This window comes from Paenibacillus plantiphilus (genome assembly GCF_927798095.1).
Taxonomy (GTDB): domain Bacteria; phylum Bacillota; class Bacilli; order Paenibacillales; family Paenibacillaceae; genus Paenibacillus_Z; species Paenibacillus_Z plantiphilus.
Window position 1 is genome coordinate 35,494 of record NZ_CAKMMF010000023.1, and the last position, 19,713, is coordinate 55,206.

Genomic DNA, 19,713 nt, shown 5'->3' on the forward strand with positions numbered 1-19,713 from the left:
CCATTCGGAACGATTACGGCATCCACTGTATATATCATTGCAATAAATATTCATTGTATTCGTGTCAAATCGACAGGACTCAATTAACAGGGAGAGTCCCCTTCGCCTCATTCACACCTAAAATAACCTTTAATGCGGCTAATACGTTCGGTTGTTGAGCGCCATAAGCTGCAATGCCGGCCTGCACGTCATGCAGATATTTCCCTTCATACGGGTTGCCCAGTGACAGCAGCACATAGGGCTTAGAGCTTGCATTCAGCTCATTAACGAGTGTTTGATATTGCGCCCAATTATGCTCCAGAATAGGGCGGCGGAATTGATAGGAGGCAAGAATCACGAAATTCGCTCGTTGCATGCTTGCACTTATATCCGAAGCACTATTGCCATTCATAAGAAGCGTCTCTACCGTGTAGCGCTTACCGAGATCTGTCACAGACAGCTGACTTTTGATCAATGCAGCATGTTCAGCATTTTGCGCCAGAATCGCGATCCGATCCCCATCCTTCATTCGATACGGTAGTCTGTTGTTATCATTGCTTAACTCGGTAATTGCCTGTTCTGCGATTGATTTCTCCATTTGACGATGCTCGCTTGCTCCAATGATTTGCTTGGCTGCCAGCAGCTTTGTAGGAAGATCGCCCTCCCGCTGAAATAAGTCATACTTCTGCTTCAAGCTGAGAATCCGTTTAACGGAGGCGTCAATTTGTTCCACAGTAATCTCGCCTTTATTCACGGCTTGAACGATAGCTTGGTGAGCGCCAGCTATTTCCTTCGGCATCAGAATGATGTCAACACCTGCCTGAACGGCAAGCTTAACCGCTTCTTCCTCTCCGAAATGCGCTGCAATTCCGTCCATCGTGAACGCATCCGATACAATAACCCCTTGGAAGCCTAATTCCTCTCTAAGCAATCCCGTCATTACCTTGCGAGATAGAGTAGCAGGCAGCGGTACATCAGAACCGTCTTTCTTTGACTTCATCTTGGTGTCATCAAGCGCCGTATAGGCAATGTGTGCGGACATGACCATATCTGCCCCGCTGCGAATTGCTGCACGAAATGGCTTCAATTCGATTTCCTCAAGACGTTGTCTATCATGTGTTACAACGGGCAGACCAAGATGAGAGTCTACTGTCGTGTCCCCATGGCCTGGAAAATGCTTGACCGCAGGAATGACGCCGGATTGCTGCAGCCCTTGCATGAATTTCATTCCAAAATTCGTCACAAGCTCCGGGTCCGACCCAAATGAGCGTATGCCAATAATAGGATTGTCCGGATTCACATTAATGTCCAGCACCGGTGCAAAATTAAGATTAACCCCGAGCGCTCGAAGCTCGGTCCCTGTAATCTTCCCGGCATGCAATGCAAGCTCGGGTTGACCGGTAGCGCCAAGCGCCATATTACCGGGCAAATTCGTTCCGCCCGGAATGCGATTGACTACTCCCCCTTCTTGATCCATGCTCAGAAACAAGGGAATATCGCCAGATTGCTGCTGCAATTGATGATTGAAGGTTGTCAGCTGTTCGACGTCTACGATGTTTTTGTTGAACAGAATCAACCCGCCTGGCTGCTGATCATACAGCATGCTCGAAACTCCTGCATTGATCGAATAGGACGGCTTGCCGGCCCACATCCGAATATCCGGCATGAGCATCTGCCCAACCTTCTCTTTGATCGTCATGTATGGAAGAAGCTTGTCCCAATTATGAGACTGAATGGCATGCGCTCTCTCAAAGCGGATGATTCTCGTTAAGAATACGGCATACTCAGCCCGGCTTACCGAACGATTCGGCCTGAAGGTAGCATCCGCATAACCGCCGACTAGACCGTTAGAGGCCAGCAAGAGGATCGGCTCGCTTGCCCAATGCTCGTTAATGTCTGTTAATTTCGATGAAGGTTCCGATCCCGGCTCAAGCTTATAGAACCGGGATAGAATAGCGGCCGTTTCTGCCCGGCTGATTGGAGCATCGGGACGGAATGTTCCGTCGTCGAAGCCTCCGATCAATCCTAAGCTTGTTGCAACAGCGACTTCTCCATAGAACATATGTGTTCGGGGCAAGTCGCGATATTGGACCTCAGACATCGTATACTTTCTGTCCGGGTACATCTCGCGGATTAAATAAGTTACGGCTTGCGCCCGCGTGATTGAGCTTGATGGCTTGAATTGACCGTTGCCGTAGCCTGCTATCGTTCCTCTTTGGGCCAAATAATGAATGCTGTCCTCCGCCCATCTGGAGTGATTAAGATCAGAAAAACGCTCCTGCGCGGCGGATACCGTCGAAGCTGGAGGCGATAAGTACAGCGCTGCCATGATTCCTATTATAAGTATGATCTTCTGCCATGCTTTCACCTTTCGTCACCCTTTCATGCTGTTAAAAGTTAATGCTATCAAGCGCGTCCAGTCAGCATTCTAGTCCATCCACGTATTGTGCTTCGCCTACCAACATAGATCGTTATTTAGGTTCCTCTCAATATAGTATACGAGACCATAGATCGCAAGGCGCGACACCACGGATTTCCACAGGAAAATAATACTGGCCTGTGCTTGTCATTTAGAAATGACAGCACAGGCCAGCTCAAAACCGGAATCGCTCATGTCCAGCGGCCTCCATATGGGTTACCCCTTCCAAAGCAAGGATGTCCTTCTTCATTTGAAGTCCACCTCTAAATCCTGTTAACGTGCCGTTGGAACCGACGACACGATGACAAGGCAGCACAATCGGCAATGGATTGCGTCCAATCGCTGTTCCTACCGCTCGTATCGCAGACGATTTGCCAATACTGCCCGCAAGCTGCTTATACGTCCAAGTCTCCCCATGAGGGATCTGGCTCAAAGCCATCCATACGCTTTGTTGAAACGGTGTTCCTCCTACATCCAGCGGAACCCCCTTGAAGCTGACAGGCTCCCCTGCAAAATACTGCTCCAACAGGTCAATGATACCGAATGCAACGAACAGGCTGCGATCCTCGATCATCCCTTCAGCGCTAGTGAGATCTTCGTTCAACCCAGCCAATGCTGCAACAGAAGGCGGGTATATCAATTGGCTGATTCCTTGCTCACTGGCTATAAGTGTCCATGGCTGATTCAAGCCGATTATCGTTTGCCGATATTTTTTATTAGCTGTCAAATGAATCTCCTCCTTGTCCATTCCGATATGCTGTTGGAGAGACACCCGTTCTCCGAGAAAACCAAGAAGTGAAATGGGCTGGGCTGCTGTAGCCCACTGCCTCTCCAATCTCCGCGATGGCTTCATTAGATGCCAACAATAGCCGCTGTGCGTGCTTTAATCGGATGCGCTCGGTTTTTTCCGCAGGTGAATAGCCGTTCACTTGCTTGTAAATTCGCTGCAAATGATAGGGGCTTACAGCAAGTGAAGCTGCCAGCATGGCCAGCGTCAATTTGCCATTATATTGTGTCTCAATAATCGCATCCACCTGTGCAGCCAAAGCCGCATCCGGCCGAAGTGCTCCGTTCGCTTCAGGCTTGCATCGTTTGCAAGGACGAAAGCCCGCTTGAAGCGCAGCTTCTAGCGAGGGATAGAATGTCACATTGCTTGCATAGGGTGTTTTGGCACGGCAAGTAGGTCGGCATACAATTTTAGTCGTCCTTACTCCCGTATAATAGATACCCTCATAGGTTGATTCCCGCTTAACAACGGCTTCATATACAAGGTCAAATAATTGTTGATCCATGCCTCTCACCTCACTATTCAAGTATAAGCCAATCTCTATTCCGATAGTAGTCTGCACCAATAGGATAGCAACATATTGAAAGTGGGCAGCCTGCCAGTCTCATGCATTACGATTGGGACTGTTAAGCGAACAATGTATCGTTCAAATTGAACATTTCACCAAGGGATCTGTGTTGTTATAGACGCTAAAAAATTATTCTTTCATATTATCCAGATCTTGTTGATTAGTGATCCCTACTACAGGCCTTCAACTCCCTGCGAATTAACAATCGATAATATTGCAATATATTGTGAGCATGTAAGTATCTTCTGCCTCGTCTTTGTTATTGTCATTGCCCTCATCAAATTCATCACTTTCAATAACGGTTATTCCATCGAAAAGTGCTTTAACTTTATATTGAGAAAGAACTTCCTTCATGTCACTAATCTTGTTCAATATACATTCGAAAGGTAGTTCTCGCCCTTCATAATAAGAAACCACGGAAACTCTAATTGCAGGGATTTGATAATCTCCCCAAAAATAAAAGACAAAGGACTTCCCTATATAGTGCTTTCTCAAATATGAAGACCAAGAAGCTTCAACAAAGCTAAGCACCTGTTCTAATTCATTTATCGAGATGTTGTCCTTCTTTATCAATTTGTTCAACTTATGGATCGTGAAAAGATTATAACTAGCCTCAGCACTATTTTGTTCTCTATCGTTAGAGAATAGCAAATTAGGCTTTTCTGCTATCGCTGATATTTCATCATATGCTTTTTGTCCCTTATTCTTTAGAAAATCTATCATCCCATTGTCACTACCTTTACATAGATTAAAAAATCTGTATTTTTAATTTCGCCTCTGGTGAAATTATTCCCTTCACTATTGCAACTGGACGCGGCTCGGATTCAGAACTAATTCTAAATTTTCTTTTGAATCAACGCTATATTTTGTCCAGTTTGGGAGTTAAGATTTGTGCATAGAAAAACAAAAAACCGGAGATTACCCCGGTCGATGTCATAATTATTATTTCTCAGCGTTACGAATGCGCTGTTTTATTTTATCAAACACCTCGGTGTGAGTATAAAGGATATCTGACGTATTCGCTTCAAGTTCAGCTTCTTTCAACTTTGCAAAAACCCCATTGTCGCGTACTGCATATTCTCATAATACTTATACTTTTCATTGAGCAAGTAAGTATAGCAGCAGTGACTTTTGAACATGCATCCTGTTCTCAGCTTGTTGATATATAACTGACCTGTCCGTTTCGATTAGCTCTTCTTCAATTTCGTATCCAGGATGAATTGGCATATCATGCATGATATAGGGTGAGTGTCCTTGTAGGGTTTTCCTGTTCAACTGAAACGGCAGCATTTGCTCAATTCTTCGATTCTTTTCATCTTGGTAATGACTCTCGCGGAAAAATTCCATATCGACCCATGTATCCGTATAAACAAAATTAGATCTGGAAACAGCCTCAGACAGATTATTTAAGTTTTCCACATGACCACTTGCATATGCAGTCCGCATCAGTTCTTCATCCCATGAAGGGGTGTTAATAATAGGGGTCACTAGCAACAGCTTGATACCTAGCGTGGTGCAGCCTGCTGTCAATGAATTTGCAACATTGTTATGTATACCGACATAAGTAATGGTAATACCCGTGAATGTTCCTGAAATCTCATAAACGGTCATCAAGTCTGCTAATGCCTGACAAGGGTGATATTTATCGCAGCATCCATTGATTACGGGAACTTTGGAATACTTAGCTAATTCAAGTAAATCGGAATGTTTCTTTAATCTCGCCATAATCATATCGCAGTTCCTTGATGCATACTGAGCCTCATATTGTATTGGAGATATACTGAAATTACTTGAGTCCCAGTCCATTGCAACAGAGTATCCACCCATTTGATTAATTCCGGACTGAAAAGAGAGGTTTGTTCTCGTTGATGTCTTTTGAAATAGCATAAGGAGTCCTTTTCTTTCGCAAGCATCAGCATATTTTTATGCCGCTGAAAAGCTTATAGGTTTCATCTTCAGTCATAATTGCTTCTACCTTACCATTCGCAACATAGATCTGGATCTTAAACCAGCTGTACACGGTATAACTCTCACGTACTTCCTTCGTAAGTTGCTCATCGAATGTATCCAGTAAGAATTGCTCGCTAAACTCAAAACTTGTCGATCTTCCAGCCATACTTCGTCTTCACCAGGGTCGTAGTGGCAATAACAGAGTAAGTGCTTTCCTCACCTTGTACTGTCACTTTCTGAGAAGCCACGACACTCGTCTTGTTTGCATTAAACTTCAGCGTCAGCTTCTGTTTCACATTGTACTTCGGCAACAAAGCGGAATAGTCGTCGGAATCCATATAGTCAGGTACGTAACCGCTTGAATACTCAAACATCGAACCTTGGAACTCGCTAATGAAGTTGTTGCTAAAGTAAGGCTTCATTGCAGCCTCGACTTTACTTAGCGGCAGTGGTTTAACAAATGATTTCTGTACCTTATATGCCTTTGTCAGGATATCGAGTGCTTGATTAGCAGTTAGAGTTCCTACCGCTTTGCGTTGATCATCCCGAACTCCATCTGGCCCGTACTGAATATACTTCTTCTTCGTTTCATCCCACCTGAATGTAATGTTATTAGCGGCACCACTGAAGCCTAGACGATCAGAGCCGATCCCAGACTCAACCTCAATCGCAGCAAATTCGTGGTATCCGTCCTTACTAAGATCAACGATGATGTTGCCTTCGCCGCCGCCATCCGCAGAAACAACGCTTATTCTCGTCAACTTGTTATTTTTCAGTGTCAGAATTTCAGCTTCATAAGCACCGAATCCCGTTGCGCCAAAGGAAACAAGCGCAATACAGTTCTTGTATGTCTTGTTCTTGATGCGACGAACTTCGTAGGGAACGCCGCTTGAATTTGGCTCATGCATGGCCGTTACTTTCTTTCCGTTGGTCAGGCTGTAGATACCTATGTATAAATCAGTTTCCGATATTTCTTTCTTGGCAGTAGATAGGATAATCTCATCTTTACCATCATTATTCAAGTCATAGATAATTGGAGTGGAAATATCTTCCGACTCTAGATTATACTCTTTTGCAAAACTGGCGCTCGCAGCATATACCGTTTGATTCTTGTTATTCGTAGCCGCTTGAGTAACGGCAGTAGTAGAAGTTAGAACAGTCAATGCGATGATAACAGATAGATATTTTCTAATATTCAAAAGATCACACCTCATCATTTCTTTAAATTGTTTAGTAAATTACCATCAGGATTTGTCCGTTCAAAGCCGTCACGCCAGTAATCTTCCACGGCAGTTCCGTCTTCTCTCACATATCCCTTTACATCATGCTGATCAACAAACAGGGTTCCTGACTCCCTCACTCGATCTATAGCGTTGCCTACATTCTCTCCTCCAGCCAAGACATCAACGCTTATGTCCATGGACGAGTCTACTCCAATATCGGAAAAGAGATCAGTTCCTATGCCCATGAAGACCATGAAGATCAAAGCATTACATGCTACCAATGCAGTAATAGCCACAGCAGCAAGTACTATTAGCACCCCCTTCTCATACACAGGCAGTTCTTCCAGACTACCACCAAAGTCATATACTGTTATATTTATACCACAAATAACCTGTATACAGCATCCAAATTTAGTAATAATCCATATGCAATCTTGGTTACTCGATCATCCTGCTCTAATGTTTTCCTCAGAGGTGATTGAATGAATGACTTAATGCAGTGTATCCCGTGGTGTAATTCTCCTTGTGTGAATGTGTGTGGTAACTTCATTCTACACAAATATCCCACGGGCTTCTCTGTTTAACTGTCGCATTTCATTTTAAAATTCGTCATTATGTTAACAAGTATCGACGTGAGATTTCTTATTGAAATCGTAATGGATCTCCAATACCACGACATTTTCGCTTAATCGAGACATTATTCTTGTATTTTTTCCCGAGATCGATGATGCGGAAGTCGTTCGTGCCTTAACCTCAATCAAAGGAATTGGCCGGTGGACGGCGGAAATGTTCCTTATTTTTTATTTGGGCAGACAGAATGTTCTGTCTTTCGGAGACAGCGGACTTAACCGTGCTGCGGAATGGCTTTATGCCGCCAAGGATAGCGGCGGTCAATCTCAATTGCAGCGCAAACATCCCGACTGGCAGCCTTATTGTACGGTTGTATCCCTGTATTTGTGGGAAGCCGTTAATTTCGGATTACTTCAGGGGGAACCTCTATAGGCCCAAATTCCAATCTCCTTAGTGCCTTTCCATCATTCAATCGCCCCTATTCCTCATGTTCCCCTATATATTTTTTCCACTTTCTAATTTTTGCCCGAAAGGTTTTGAACGGGGCCGACGAATTGATGTGAATCCACCGGACCATAGGCCAGTTTTCCTTGCTGCCTGTCCATTTGCGGATGCCTTGGGTAAACAGCTCTTCCTCGGTCAATGTATTGATCCAGTCAAGCCATTGCTGCTCTGCCTGCCGGAATAAGTCCCGCAGATCGGTCAGGGAATACACGGTATATTTGTCGTAAAAGGACTGATACAGTCCGCCAAGCTGGTTCCATTTATAGTCGGGAGATGGCATGAGAATGGGTCGACCTTCCTTTTCATCCTTGTCCCAGCCCATCACCAGATCAAGCCAGCCAAGCTGGTAGGCAATGATCTCGGCGGGTGTTTTATCCACTTCGGGTATCCGAATATCCTTCTGACTGTTGTCGATCCCGCCAAACTCGGCATCCAGCAACATATAATGAGAGTGGATCGTCTTCATCAAATCCTGTTTGGACGTATATTCATAGCTTGCCACAGCACTCACTCCTCCGGTAAGTAAATCCCATCAATCCTTCCATGTTACCTGCCATCCATAGGACTGAAGCTTGAAGTATTTATTAAACTCAGCAACTACGGATTTTGCGTGTTCCTCCGATGTTGCATGAAATATAGTTATGCCGTCTAGATTACACGCTGAAATTTCATCCAACCCTTTAAGTCTTGATGCATCTACTCCAATCTGCTCTAGACTCATACAATTTTTGAATATTGATAAATCTCCAACTGGATAAATGAATTGCTTTAATTTCTTCAATTCTCTTGAAAACTCTATATGCGATTCATCTTTTGCACAGCTATCCGTCTCAAAAAACGTTAGATTTCTTAAACCTTTTAAGAAAGATAAATGTGGTATTGTCACTTGTTTGAGCTCCAGTTTTATTAACTTGCTAAGATTTGAAATATAGTGCAGGTCGCCTACTTCCATTTCTTCTAAACTTAATTCCTTCAAATTTTTTAAAGTTCCTATTAATTCGCTGTCGATAGCGTTCATTCTACACAATCTTAAGCTCTTTAATTTCTTTATATCTTTCAGTTTATTTATATCTTTTAATGGAAGTCCTATTAATGTCAGCTGCCTTAACCCCTCTAAAGAAACTAAGTACTCCAAATCTGACTCTGTAAAAGCTTCTGATCCTATTATAAGTTCTGCTAAAGAAGGTAACTGTTTAAGCACATCGAAATTAGTAATTTCATCGGCATGTATAATCAATTCTTTAAGATTAACCATATGGGTTAAAATATCCAAAGATACTGACCCGTATTTCTGAGCTTGATCAGCTCTAATAAATACCATTCTCTTTTTTGCCAATGTTTTTGTTGATACAAAACCATTCTCAAGATCATCTTTAAAATACTCTTCCCAAAATCCGCTTACAGCAATCAGGCTGTTCTCCTCGATATCTATTTTGGTCAAAGCCAAAATATCATCAAACAAGCTTCCACTTTCCCGGGTTAATATGATGACATCATCTTCTTCCCTCATACTAAGACTGCCATTTCTGAGGCTCGAATCGATAAATGCAAAGAAATGCCCTAAGCTCTCCGCAATAACATAGGAAAAATCAGAATTGTGATCTATCGTTATAATTTGCCCATAAACCCCCTTTTCTCCGGGGTCTAAATCAATTGCCAAAAATGAGCCTCCACCATCTTCTGCAAAAGGAATCCAGCCCTCTCTGTAGTTCCCATCTTTTATTTCATCTGGTTTGCTGGATATAATATCGTAAGCTGATTCCAAAAGGGACTTCCAGTTACTTGCTATCGATTCCATGTTCATCCAACCAAGCCCCGCCATAACGCCAAAAATCTGCTCTCCTTCTCCATTGGAGTTCATGTATAACTTTCTGAAATCTTCTGGAAATTTGCAGTTCATCATGCTCTCAAAAAGGTTTATTTCTGATTCCTCAACTGCTGGATTCAGTAATTCCTCTACATTTGAAATATGCGATTTTAATATCTCGATAAGTAAACACTCTTCTTTTTCATTATCTAATGACATGTAGTATCCCCCATTCAACAGAGTCCTAATAGTTCCAGTAAACGATCGAAAGCTAATTTTATAGTAGCATAGTCCATCTGTTTATCCATATTTAGAATACAGCAACATTTATGTTTTATAATGATGCCGTTCCTTCAACAAATATTGCTTCAAGAGATTGAATCCCATAGAACTGTAAAACCTTAGTAAGATAGCTGTATCCCATTTCAATTGGAGCAAGAGGACCTTCCGAATAAACAGAGCCACTAGCCTGAATGTGTAAGGCTTTCTTGCCGGGCAACAGACCTACGGGACCATTTTGGGGATATTTGAAAGTCTTGCCCGGAATTGAAGTCGCATCCGTGTATGCTTTCAAAATCGGTGGGATCGAGAAATTCCACATGGGTGAAACATACACGTACTTATCAGCAGCCACGTATTGATCAACAATTGCCTCTAGACGAGCTACTTTTGATTTCTCAGCATCAGACAGTTGATCGAAAGATGAACCCGACCGAAGCTTTCCCCAACCACGTAAAACATCAGCATCGAATTGCGGAATATTCTCTTTGTACAGATCCAAATGAACAACTTCATCTGTTGGATTAGCTTCACTGTACGTTTCAATAAATTGTTTGCCTACCGTGAGGCTAAATGATTCTTGAGAATCAAGGGGATGTGCGGTGATGTAAGTGGCCCCATATCGAGCGAAAGCAGCTCATGAGGGAGAAAAATGAACAAACAGAAACGGACTAGCGTTCGACACTACGCTAGTCCGTTTCATTTAGCACCGAGTCATTTACAGAAGTACCTTATCAGCTTCCGGTGAACGGCAAGGAAAAGGATGAAGAAAATATTCATTGTCCGCCGCAGCGGCATCGGACACACAATCGTTTGATTTTGCTCAAGCCCCTTTAACGCAATGCGCGCAAACTGCTCGGGACTCATCATCATCTTCTTCTTCTTCAATTGTGCTGATATCAGCTCTTTGTCCATGTTAATCCCTTCGCCGTTGGAGAAGATCGGCGTATTCACGAACGTAGGGCATAGCGCGCTTACCTTGACTCCGAACGCTTCCGCTTCGAGAGGTCGTTAACCCGACAATGGCGTGTTTGGTTGTCGCGTAAGCTGCCGCCGTTGGCGACGGGCCGAGCCCTGTCTGACAAATTGCGCTCTGCCACCGTTTTTTTCAATATTGCTAACCGTCTGTTTACCGCCCGATTCATCAACATCGGCAACTACGACAAATATATGCTTGCCCGCCAACTGGCTGCAAATCGATCTGCTAATTGTCCGTTCGTCCAGTCTATAACGGTCTATCGGCCATTCGCCTCCAAAATATTTCTTAAATGGAAGCCGCCCTGTATAATGCGTTTAGAGTCGCAATACCGATATTGATTCGTTGTTGAAGACTTCCCCGTTGTCACGGAAGCCGAAGCTTTCATAAAGCTTTTTGGCAGAGATGTTATCGGATTTATAAGAGATCCAGCAATATTGTGCTGGCCCTGCAGGAAAGGTGCGGATAAATTCCAAGATTTTTCTCATGGCTTCCCGACCATGACCCTGGTTCTGGTATTGCTTGTCAATCATCAGTCGCATGATGCAATAGTTGTCTTCTGCGATTGACGGTTCTTCGTATCCGGTGATTCCATAAGCCAACATAACAAACCCTACGGGCCGCTCATCCGCATAAATGACAAATGGGAATGGATTTCCCCCATTTGTTACAAGGACATAACAAGAAGCCACGCTTGACAGATTAGACGCGACAAAGCGCCGTTGGTCCTCTGAAACTTCCAAATTAAACATGGCACGCCGGTTTTCCAGTGTGATTTTTCTGAGCGAAATCATGCAGGTCTTCTCCCTTCATCCTTTATCGTATTGCGCCGCGGCAGCATAAATAACATTACAGTTTATTCAAAAAAAGTAATAGACTTATGTTGAATTTTTTTATAGACTACTATTTATCCATGTCTTTTTTAGGGCGTCACCCCCAGAAGCCCGTTTGTGACGACTTTTCCACCTAGCGTAGCCCATCCCAAACCTATGACCTGTAAAACTCTTTCCAAACCCACTGCAGGATAGCACGATGCCAACGATAAGCGCTTAAAGATCTATTTTCTATATTTATCGCAACATTACAACTGGACGAGGGGTCAGCGGGGCATTCCAAGCCTCTTCAATATCTTCTAGAGCGAACTCTTTTGTGGCAATTGTTATCTTCCCCTTGGCGGCCATTTCAAAAACACCTCTAACAGCGGATAGCAGATCAGCTTTAGACACACTCTTATCTCCGCTGCCTACGAGTTCGATTGTTGATGAGCGCAAAATAGTTGAAGGTAAGTGTATGCTTTCTTGGCCAGATGAAGTTCCAATGGTTACAAAGCGGGTTGCACGATCCGTATTCGTCTTAGCAAGCGCTGACATGATAGCTAATGCGCTGTCGCCCCAAAGGTAATCCAGTATAACATCAACTCCTTCAGCAACAACTGGCATAATGGCGTTTTCAAACATTGTTTGTCCGTTGTTGACTGTCATATCAAATGCAATGGCCTCATCAGCTTCAAGTGCTTGCAACTTCGATTCGTTGCGTCCCGTTACAATAATCTTCTTGGCTCCCAGTCCCTTAGCAATCTGAACGGCTAAACTACCGGATGCACTCGTAGCACCATTAATCCATACCGTTTGGCCGGATTTGAAGCCAGCCCGAAATACCAATGCAGCCCATGACGACATCGCTGGGTTAGCGATGGCGGCGGCAGTGAGATCATCAATTCCATCTGGTAAACGGACAGTCAGCTTTTCATTGACAATTGTTTGCTCAGCCAAACTGCCATATGGTGCGGTAGGCAGCGCAAAGTAAACACGCGACCCGTCTTCCAAAGTTCCAACACCATCAATACCGGCTACGATTGGAAAGTTAACATCAGATGAGTAGTGCATACCCATCGAACGAAACTTGCTAACTCGACTCAAGGCTGTTGCCGAAACGTCGATTATAACTTGCCCATCTGTCGCAACGGGGGGATCAAAATGACCCATTACGGGAGTTGCTCCTTTTTCCATTACAATTGCTGCTCTCATAGTTAGTGCACCCTTCTTTCACTTAAAATTAGCGGTACTCTTCCGTATAGCTCCAGTCCAGTCGATGCTGTAGTCAGCGTATGGTTGGAACCGCCTCTAATTAAATCCCTAATTGAAAAGGATTAAAGCAACGATTAATAGGTGCAAAATGACGACTGCGGAGCCAACCATTTTTATCCAGATTGGTATTGTATAAGGCACGGTGCTGCTTTTGATTTCCAGTTGCTTGCGCCATCCATGCCTGGTCATACCTTTTGGTTTGTACACCGACAAGACTGTTGCCACAAGCACGATCAACAATCCTCCACTTGGGTGTACGATGTGAATCGAATCCTTCAAAATACTTATTTCGGTGTTCGACAATGTACTTTTTGATGCTATGGATGCCGCATGGCTCAGTTCTTGTATATATGCGACCAACATAACCACGGCTAAAACGGTAAACAAAAGCTTAAAAAGGATCCAATAATGACGGAACAACCCCCACCTAGTGCCAAGTGATAACGCAACTCCGGTGAGCAGCGATGCAAAAGCCACGGGGACAACAATAAAATTAGCAATCAAGGACATGATTTGGATAGCGGATCGTACCATATCGGCATCTTGATTGTTTAGGACATAGGCGGCTATGGGTATATAAGCGGCTGCGGAGCCGATCCATCCCATGGTAGTAATCACATGTACAGTGAGTACAAGCTTACGGAGAGAGGGGGAGAGAATCATGTGCCCCTCCCCCTTGCGGCACCTAATGTCATGACATGCTGTGGAGGCAAACCCATCAGTACTCTTCCGTATAGCTCCAGTCCAGTCGATGCTGTAGTCAGCGCATGATTGGAACCGCCTCTAATGTCCCGGAATATTTGAGACAAACGATTGGAATCAGCAATGACACTCCCTCCGCTCTCTGCCATTAGCAGATCTACGGCTTCCCAGCACAGCATGGCTGCATAGGTCATATCTGTCTGCAGCTGTGCCATTTCCTTTAAACGAAATGGTTCTGTCTTTTGCACGTGACGCTCCAGATTGTCAATGGTTCGACTGATATGAAGATGCGCGGATTCGACCTTCATAGCCGCAAGTCCTACTTTATACTGAATATGACCCACTGCCGCTTGAGAAGTATGGACCGTCATTGAAATTCCCTTGTTAGGTGCTTTTTCAACAAAATACTCGACAGCCCCTCTGGCGAGTCCGAGAATTGCGCTTATTCCCGTTGTGATGCTGATAATTAGCTGCGCGTAAGGTCTGTATCTGTCACGCCTCTTCAACTGGGCAGGCAACGCACCTCCCTGATGCATTTCTTGGGTGATGACATATTGGTCGGGTATAAACACATTTTTGAGTTCCAGACTATTACTTGCGGATCCTTTCAAACTCATCGTATACCAATCGTCAACAATCGTGACCTCACTCATCGGAACAACGGCCAGCATCATCTCCATAGCCTTGCCTTCTTGCATGGACTTTCCGTCCTTCAAGTTTAATAAAGCATGGGTGGCCTGCTTTGAACCTGAACCGAACCCCCAAAAGCCTTCCTCTACTAAATACCCTCCATCTACCTTCTTCACGACCGCTTTACGTGCCAGCAGGACAGAACAAAAGCGTATCTCCTCCACCTGGTTATTAATTGAATCTAATACGTCGGAAGGTAATGATAGTGATGCATTATAGTTATTTCCATTGATGATTTGAACGACCCAGCCAACAGAACCATTCCCTTTGGACACCTCGGAAACAATCTCGACCATGGCACGGATACTAACATCATAACCCCCGTACTCTTTCGGTGTGCCAAGCTTAAACAGCCCCGCATCCGAAATTTTTTGAAACACTTCATCAGGAATATGTCGTTCTTCATCAATAATAGTACCGAGCTTCTGCAGATAGGGAACTAACTCGGCAGCATTGTTTAGCAATTGCTGTTCAAGAGCAGTGAGTTGACATTCTGTACTTAAATTGGTCATTAATATCCACTCCCTAATTATACACCTGTATATTTAAGATGTATTTATAGGGTAAATGGTATAATGTATAATTGATTTCAACAACCGATAAAATCGTAGATATGTCGAAAAACGATACAGAGAGAGGAATCTGTCATGGACAATAAAACAACCGAAGACCTTCGAGTCAGAAGAACTCATAAGCTTTTATACAATGCGCTGTTAAATTTAATGGAAAAACAGTCGTTTGGGAATATAACGGTGAAGCAGATCTGTGATCTAGCGATGGTACATCGAACTACGTTCTACACACATTTTCAGGACAAATTCGATTTACTTTCACGTGCTATGCAGCAAATTGCTGAGGAAGAATTTAAGGGCCTTGTCGATGCATCCTTTTCTCCATCCGATAATTTCAGGGAATTATTTTCTTTAGCAATGAAACATAAGAAATTGTTTTCCATTCTTTTAGCCGAAGAGAGAGATTCCTTGAGAAATCTGTTGCGCAGAGAGATGGGGAGGGGCATGAAGGAATACTTGGTGGAGCACAATTCGATTGAAGAGAATTCCATCGACATGCAAATTAAAATAGAGGCCTACCTTGGAGCCGTGCTTGGTGTGGTAACTTGGTGGATTGAGAGCAAAATGCCTATCGATGACGAAGAATTATTTAAAAAGATGAATATCTTTTCAGAATGGAAATTCGCAGAATAACCTCGTATTTTCTTACTGATGAGTGACTGTTCCAACTATCCTCTGTTACTTCAACGGACAACGGCAGCCGATCGCTCGTCCATCCCTATAACAACATACCGAATACTGTTAGTTGTAATCGAACGCAAAAAAACTGGCGACTGTTAAATACAGCCGCCAGCAACTTTTTTACATATATCCAAGCTTGCCAAGCAGACGGCTCAGCATAATTGCCATTTCTGCTCGGGTTGCGGTTTGATCCGGTCTGAAATTGCCCTCTTTGTCGCCTATCACGATGCCGCTGGAAACCATTTGCTGTACAGCTCCGACAGCCCAATTCGATACCTCGCCTGAATCGTTCAGCAATTCTATCCCTCCCTCGTCTGCGTTGAAGGCGGCGCCGCTAACGTAAGTGATCGCCCTCGCAAAGATGGCCGCCAGTTCCTCCCTTGTGACAAAATCATTCGGACGAAAGCTTCCGTCCTCGTATCCGGTCACAAATCCAACCGATGCGGCCGAGGAAACCACCGCTTCATACCATTGCCCAGCAATATCGGAAAAATTCGCAGGCTGGACTGACGTTCCGATTCCAATTGCCCTGACGAGCAGTGCTGCCGTCTCCGCTCGGGTTAAGCCAGCGCTCGGGTCGAAGCGCCCCTTCCCTTTACCTTCAATAATAAGCATGGATGCCAGCTTCTCCGCTTCGTTTCTCGCCCAGTGGCCTTGCATATCGGCTAAGATTTCCCGCTTTATGATGTTCACGTACAAACCGTCGCTGATGCTGGAGAGTAACGCGAAGGTTTGACCACCGTTCTTTTCATATCGGACTGGAACATATTGCAGCTTCCGAAGCTGCTCATTCCACACGGCCACTACCTGGTCTGCGCCGTTTGCATTTGGAATCACAATGCGCCTTTCAGCTTTGCCGCCTAATACATCAATAACCGTTCCAGCTCCGTCGCCAACCCTCATGACAACCTTGAACTGAACAGGAGCAGACAGCATCTCAGCGCTCAGGGCGCGTAGATCCGCCAATAAAGGAGCAGGCGCAACGGTCTCCCCTGCATAAATGGCATATTTGACCTTTTCGCCACTATTGCCTGCCTCTTGCCTATTTGCAGCTGCAGCGAGCTCCGAAACAGGCAGCTTCATGACGCCGGCAGCCGTCGAGACTTGAATAGCAAATGCAGGGTTCAATCGGAGCAGTTCCTGTACCGTGTCTCCGCTCAAATCGAAATATCCCGCAGCCGTTTTCTTCTCCACTGCAAAAAATCCGGATTTCACATCAGACGCCGTAAGATTAACCCGCTCCTTCTGGTTATCCGCAGTGATAAAATCGATAAAGACGGCGGCCGATTGAGGCGGCTGTACTGGCTGTACTGGCTGTACTGGCTGTACTGGCTGTACTGGCTGTACTGGCTGCACTGGCTGTACTGGCTCCACTGGCTCCACTGGCTCCACCACAACATTGCGGTCTTGCCGCAGTACGGTCAATTGAAATTGGCGGCTGTCCGATTCTTGCCCTTTCGTTACCGTTGCCGTTAACTTAACCGATTGGTCTCCGGTCTCGAACGAAGGCCGCGCAACCGTGCCATCTGCAGGATCGATCAGCTGCTCCCGGCTCGAAGCCCATGTGATTATAGAACCGTTATTCCCAGCAGCGGGAAGCGTCAGCCCTTTGCGCACATGGGTCTCATCATCTCCGTCAGCGAAGCCGATAGCAAGAAGCGCCATGTCTCGGACTACCGCCTCTTCGTCCGTCATATCGGCAGCGATGATCGTTAAAGCATAAACCGCTTTATATGTCGTTTGGTTCGCATCGACCGATGCCTCCAGTGTGACATTCGAGTCCCCATCAGAGTAAGACGGCCGATGCACGGTGCCCGTTGTTTCGTCAAGCAAGCTGCTGTCCGAAGATGTCCAACGGATCGGGTGGCCTGCGGCGTCAACATTCGGCAGCACGATGTCCGATTTCACCGAATTGACCGTCTCCCCCTGGGCAAATTCCGGCTTTGGAGCATCATAAACAGTCAGTTTGCCAGTTCCGGCAATGATGTCGTAATTAGACAAGCGATTGAAAGGATCAAGGAACTGAGCGGTCACATCATATTCGCCCGCTGGGCTGTCCTCCGTCGCTGCCGTCCCGTACTCTGCCGTAATGTCATCGCCGGCGACTACGCCTGTAAGCGTGCCTTCTAACTGTGGATTCACATTGCCAGCCCATCGAGACGCCGAATTGGGCGCAACGCGAAGCTCAGATTTTGTAACCGTCAGCTCGCCTTCCTCAATAACAACATGATAATTATTCAGCTTGCCCCCCGGATCAGATAATGCCGGAACGATCGGATACGATCCCGCTGGGCTTGATACGACTGCTGCTGTCGAATAGGACGCCAGAATAGCATCTCCATTCACAAGACCAGTGATCGAACCGGTCAAAGACGGATTGCTTTGTCCATATGTCCGGGATTGATCCGCAGCAGAGACGGTTAAGGGCGCTTGTGTCACATTTAAAGTGCCCGGCGAATAGATGATTGTGTACTTCGTTGATGTCAAACCGCTGGCTATTATGTCATAATTGCCGATTGGGCTGGATGCGTCAGCGGACGTCGAATACACCGGCTGTCCGAGCGAGGCAGCCGTGTCCCATGCCATTAATCCGCTAAAGCCCATTGTGAAATTGCTATTAGACGTTCCATATGGTCTAGTCGCATTGTTAGGCGTTACAGTGAGCGAGGCTTTGTTGACCGTAAGCGTTGTTGTCTGCTCCACCGCAGGGTAAGGATACGAAGCTGCTGTCGATACTTTCAGTTCATAGCTTCCTGCGGCTTGTCTAAGTGAATAGCTGCCTGAACCGTAACCCGTTGAATTCGTCGTCAAGTATCCTATAGAGCTTCCGTCAATGTAGACATTAACTCTCTTTCCTGCAAGCGGCCCTTCCGGAGTTGTCAGCGTCGCCGATATTATTATCGTTTGGCCGTATGTACCGGTTATGGGAGACACGGCGAGCGCAGTCGTAAAATCCCTTGGAGAGTCACCGACATAAGTGGTGAAGCCCATGTCATAATCAGACCAACTGGAAGCAGTATAAGCTCTTCCTCCTGCATATACGTCGGTCGCATAAATCTTCCATGTCGTTTGCGGTGTATCACCGATGGAAGACGTTAAGTGCATCGTATACTGCTGTCCTGCCTGCACCTGTGCCGGCTGATCGAACAAAACGGACAGCCAGCCTCCCGGATTGTACGGAATATTGCTGCTGCCAAAAGTCGCTGAAGCAAGCGCCGTTCCGGACACGCTTTGTCCTGCATAGATACTAAGCGTGAACACAATTCCCGAGCTCCCATAATCCGCCATATACAAGTCAATTTGATTCAAATAGCCGGACTTGCCTGCCGTAAAGCTTTGAGCAAGACCGTTCGCCCGATACGAGCTCCCCGGATCCCCTGCTCCTGATGTTTGGTCAGGCGCATCGGCAGCCGCTGCCGAAGCAGGCAGCGCGGCAAGTATCGGCACAAGCGCAAGTATCAATGCCAGCAAAAGGCGGACCATCCAAGACGTCGTAGGGCCGAAATTACCTTGCTTCTTTTCTGTATGTCCCCAAGCCATAGTTCTTCTCATTTCTCCTCTGCTAAATGGATTCCAGTTCGTTTATTCTATCATTACTGCGTCAAGTAGATTATTAAAGATTAATAATATGGACCATATTCAATAAAAAGAACTCTCCCCCTCTTTAGATCCGCATTACCTTTAATTATAAAAAACATTTACCGATATTATTGTGATTTGAATTACAATTTGTTAATTTGTACATGGTATATGACGAGCTATGCGTCGAATGATCTGGCTAACTGGTTTATCGGATTCTGGTACGTCTACTCTTGCAGAGGCACTGAGACCGCTTATTCTGTACGGGTGTGCTCTGAGATAAGGTTCTCCCCCGCATAATCCTGAACACCCGATAAACCGTGTTAATTAAATCTATCTA

The 19,713-nt window shown here is 45.2% G+C and carries 17 protein-coding genes and 2 pseudogenes; 2 read left to right on the forward strand and 17 right to left on the reverse strand.

Annotated features, from left to right (window positions below):
* Positions 1–79: 79 nt before the first annotated feature.
* The 8 genes and pseudogenes from L6H65_RS18690 to L6H65_RS18720 form a co-directional block, all read right to left on the reverse strand.
* A complete protein-coding gene (locus tag L6H65_RS18690) occupies positions 80–2,347 on the reverse strand; it encodes a glycoside hydrolase family 3 N-terminal domain-containing protein (protein ID WP_236344175.1) in 2,268 nt (755 codons plus the stop codon).
* A gap of 226 nt (positions 2,348–2,573) precedes the next feature.
* A complete protein-coding gene (locus L6H65_RS18695) occupies positions 2,574–3,125 on the reverse strand; it encodes a methylated-DNA--[protein]-cysteine S-methyltransferase (RefSeq protein ID WP_236344176.1) in 552 nt (183 codons plus the stop codon).
* Entirely contained in the window at positions 3,115–3,690 is a 576-nt protein-coding gene (locus tag L6H65_RS18700) for a bifunctional transcriptional activator/DNA repair enzyme AdaA (protein ID WP_236344177.1), read from the reverse strand. Before L6H65_RS18700 ends, L6H65_RS18695 begins: the two co-directional genes overlap by 11 nt.
* 261 nt (positions 3,691–3,951) lie before the next feature.
* Positions 3,952–4,476, reverse strand: coding sequence for a hypothetical protein (locus L6H65_RS18705; protein ID WP_236344178.1), 525 nt, complete (start codon positions 4,474–4,476; stop codon positions 3,952–3,954).
* 375 nt (positions 4,477–4,851) lie between these two features.
* Complete coding sequence (locus L6H65_RS18710; protein ID WP_290370456.1) at positions 4,852–5,364, reverse strand: Rossmann-fold NAD(P)-binding domain-containing protein; 513 nt, start codon at positions 5,362–5,364, stop codon at positions 4,852–4,854.
* A pseudogene (locus tag L6H65_RS26630) lies at positions 5,362–5,658 on the reverse strand (ornithine carbamoyltransferase); the annotation flags it as partial. The pseudogene L6H65_RS26630 and the gene L6H65_RS18710, both read right to left, overlap by 3 nt.
* A gap of 185 nt (positions 5,659–5,843) precedes the next feature.
* Positions 5,844–6,902 (reverse strand): DUF3993 domain-containing protein, encoded by a 1,059-nt coding sequence (locus tag L6H65_RS18715; protein ID WP_236344180.1) that lies wholly within the window; start codon positions 6,900–6,902, stop codon positions 5,844–5,846.
* A 14-nt stretch (positions 6,903–6,916) separates the two neighbouring features.
* Positions 6,917–7,258 carry a hypothetical protein gene (locus tag L6H65_RS18720; protein ID WP_236344181.1) on the reverse strand — a complete coding sequence of 114 codons (342 nt, stop codon included), beginning with the start codon at positions 7,256–7,258 and terminating at the stop codon, positions 6,917–6,919.
* A 454-nt stretch (positions 7,259–7,712) separates the two neighbouring features.
* Here L6H65_RS18720 and L6H65_RS18725 point away from each other — a divergent pair, with 454 nt between their 5' ends.
* Positions 7,713–7,928 carry a DNA glycosylase family protein gene (locus L6H65_RS18725; protein ID WP_236344182.1) on the forward strand — a complete coding sequence of 72 codons (216 nt, stop codon included), beginning with the start codon at positions 7,713–7,715 and terminating at the stop codon, positions 7,926–7,928.
* A 46-nt stretch (positions 7,929–7,974) separates the two neighbouring features.
* On the opposite strand, the gene L6H65_RS18730 is transcribed toward L6H65_RS18725, so the two are convergent.
* The 8 genes and pseudogenes from L6H65_RS18730 to L6H65_RS18765 all read right to left on the reverse strand — a co-directional run bounded on the left by L6H65_RS18730 (position 7,975) and on the right by L6H65_RS18765 (position 15,053).
* Entirely contained in the window at positions 7,975–8,502 is a 528-nt protein-coding gene (locus tag L6H65_RS18730; RefSeq protein ID WP_236344183.1) for a ClbS/DfsB family four-helix bundle protein, read from the reverse strand.
* Positions 8,503–8,532: 30 nt separating this feature from the next.
* Positions 8,533–10,026 carry an SMI1/KNR4 family protein gene (locus tag L6H65_RS18735; protein WP_236344184.1) on the reverse strand — a complete coding sequence of 498 codons (1,494 nt, stop codon included), beginning with the start codon at positions 10,024–10,026 and terminating at the stop codon, positions 8,533–8,535.
* 121 nt (positions 10,027–10,147) lie between these two features.
* Positions 10,148–10,693 (reverse strand): annotated as a pseudogene (locus L6H65_RS18740) (NAD(P)H-dependent oxidoreductase); the annotation flags it as partial.
* 107 nt (positions 10,694–10,800) lie between these two features.
* The gene (locus L6H65_RS26720; protein ID WP_307728370.1) at positions 10,801–11,001 is read right to left on the reverse strand and encodes a hypothetical protein; all 201 of its coding nucleotides are present in this window, start codon (positions 10,999–11,001) and stop codon (positions 10,801–10,803) included.
* Positions 11,002–11,379: 378 nt separating this feature from the next.
* Positions 11,380–11,856 carry a GNAT family N-acetyltransferase gene (locus L6H65_RS18750; protein ID WP_236344185.1) on the reverse strand — a complete coding sequence of 159 codons (477 nt, stop codon included), beginning with the start codon at positions 11,854–11,856 and terminating at the stop codon, positions 11,380–11,382.
* 276 nt (positions 11,857–12,132) lie between these two features.
* Positions 12,133–13,089 (reverse strand): quinone oxidoreductase family protein, encoded by a 957-nt coding sequence (locus L6H65_RS18755; protein ID WP_236344186.1) that lies wholly within the window; start codon positions 13,087–13,089, stop codon positions 12,133–12,135.
* A gap of 108 nt (positions 13,090–13,197) precedes the next feature.
* Positions 13,198–13,812 carry a hypothetical protein gene (locus L6H65_RS18760; RefSeq protein WP_236344187.1) on the reverse strand — a complete coding sequence of 205 codons (615 nt, stop codon included), beginning with the start codon at positions 13,810–13,812 and terminating at the stop codon, positions 13,198–13,200.
* The gene (locus L6H65_RS18765; protein WP_236344188.1) at positions 13,809–15,053 is read right to left on the reverse strand and encodes an acyl-CoA dehydrogenase family protein; all 1,245 of its coding nucleotides are present in this window, start codon (positions 15,051–15,053) and stop codon (positions 13,809–13,811) included. Before L6H65_RS18765 ends, L6H65_RS18760 begins: the two co-directional genes overlap by 4 nt.
* Positions 15,054–15,188: 135 nt before the next feature.
* Here L6H65_RS18765 and L6H65_RS18770 point away from each other — a divergent pair, with 135 nt between their 5' ends.
* Positions 15,189–15,746: a TetR/AcrR family transcriptional regulator gene (locus L6H65_RS18770; protein ID WP_236344189.1), complete on the forward strand. Its 558-nt coding sequence runs from the start codon at positions 15,189–15,191 to the stop codon at positions 15,744–15,746.
* 168 nt (positions 15,747–15,914) lie between these two features.
* On the opposite strand, the gene L6H65_RS18775 is transcribed toward L6H65_RS18770, so the two are convergent.
* The gene (locus L6H65_RS18775) at positions 15,915–19,346 is read right to left on the reverse strand and encodes an immunoglobulin-like domain-containing protein (RefSeq protein ID WP_236344190.1); all 3,432 of its coding nucleotides are present in this window, start codon (positions 19,344–19,346) and stop codon (positions 15,915–15,917) included.
* Positions 19,347–19,713: the final 367 nt, after the last annotated feature.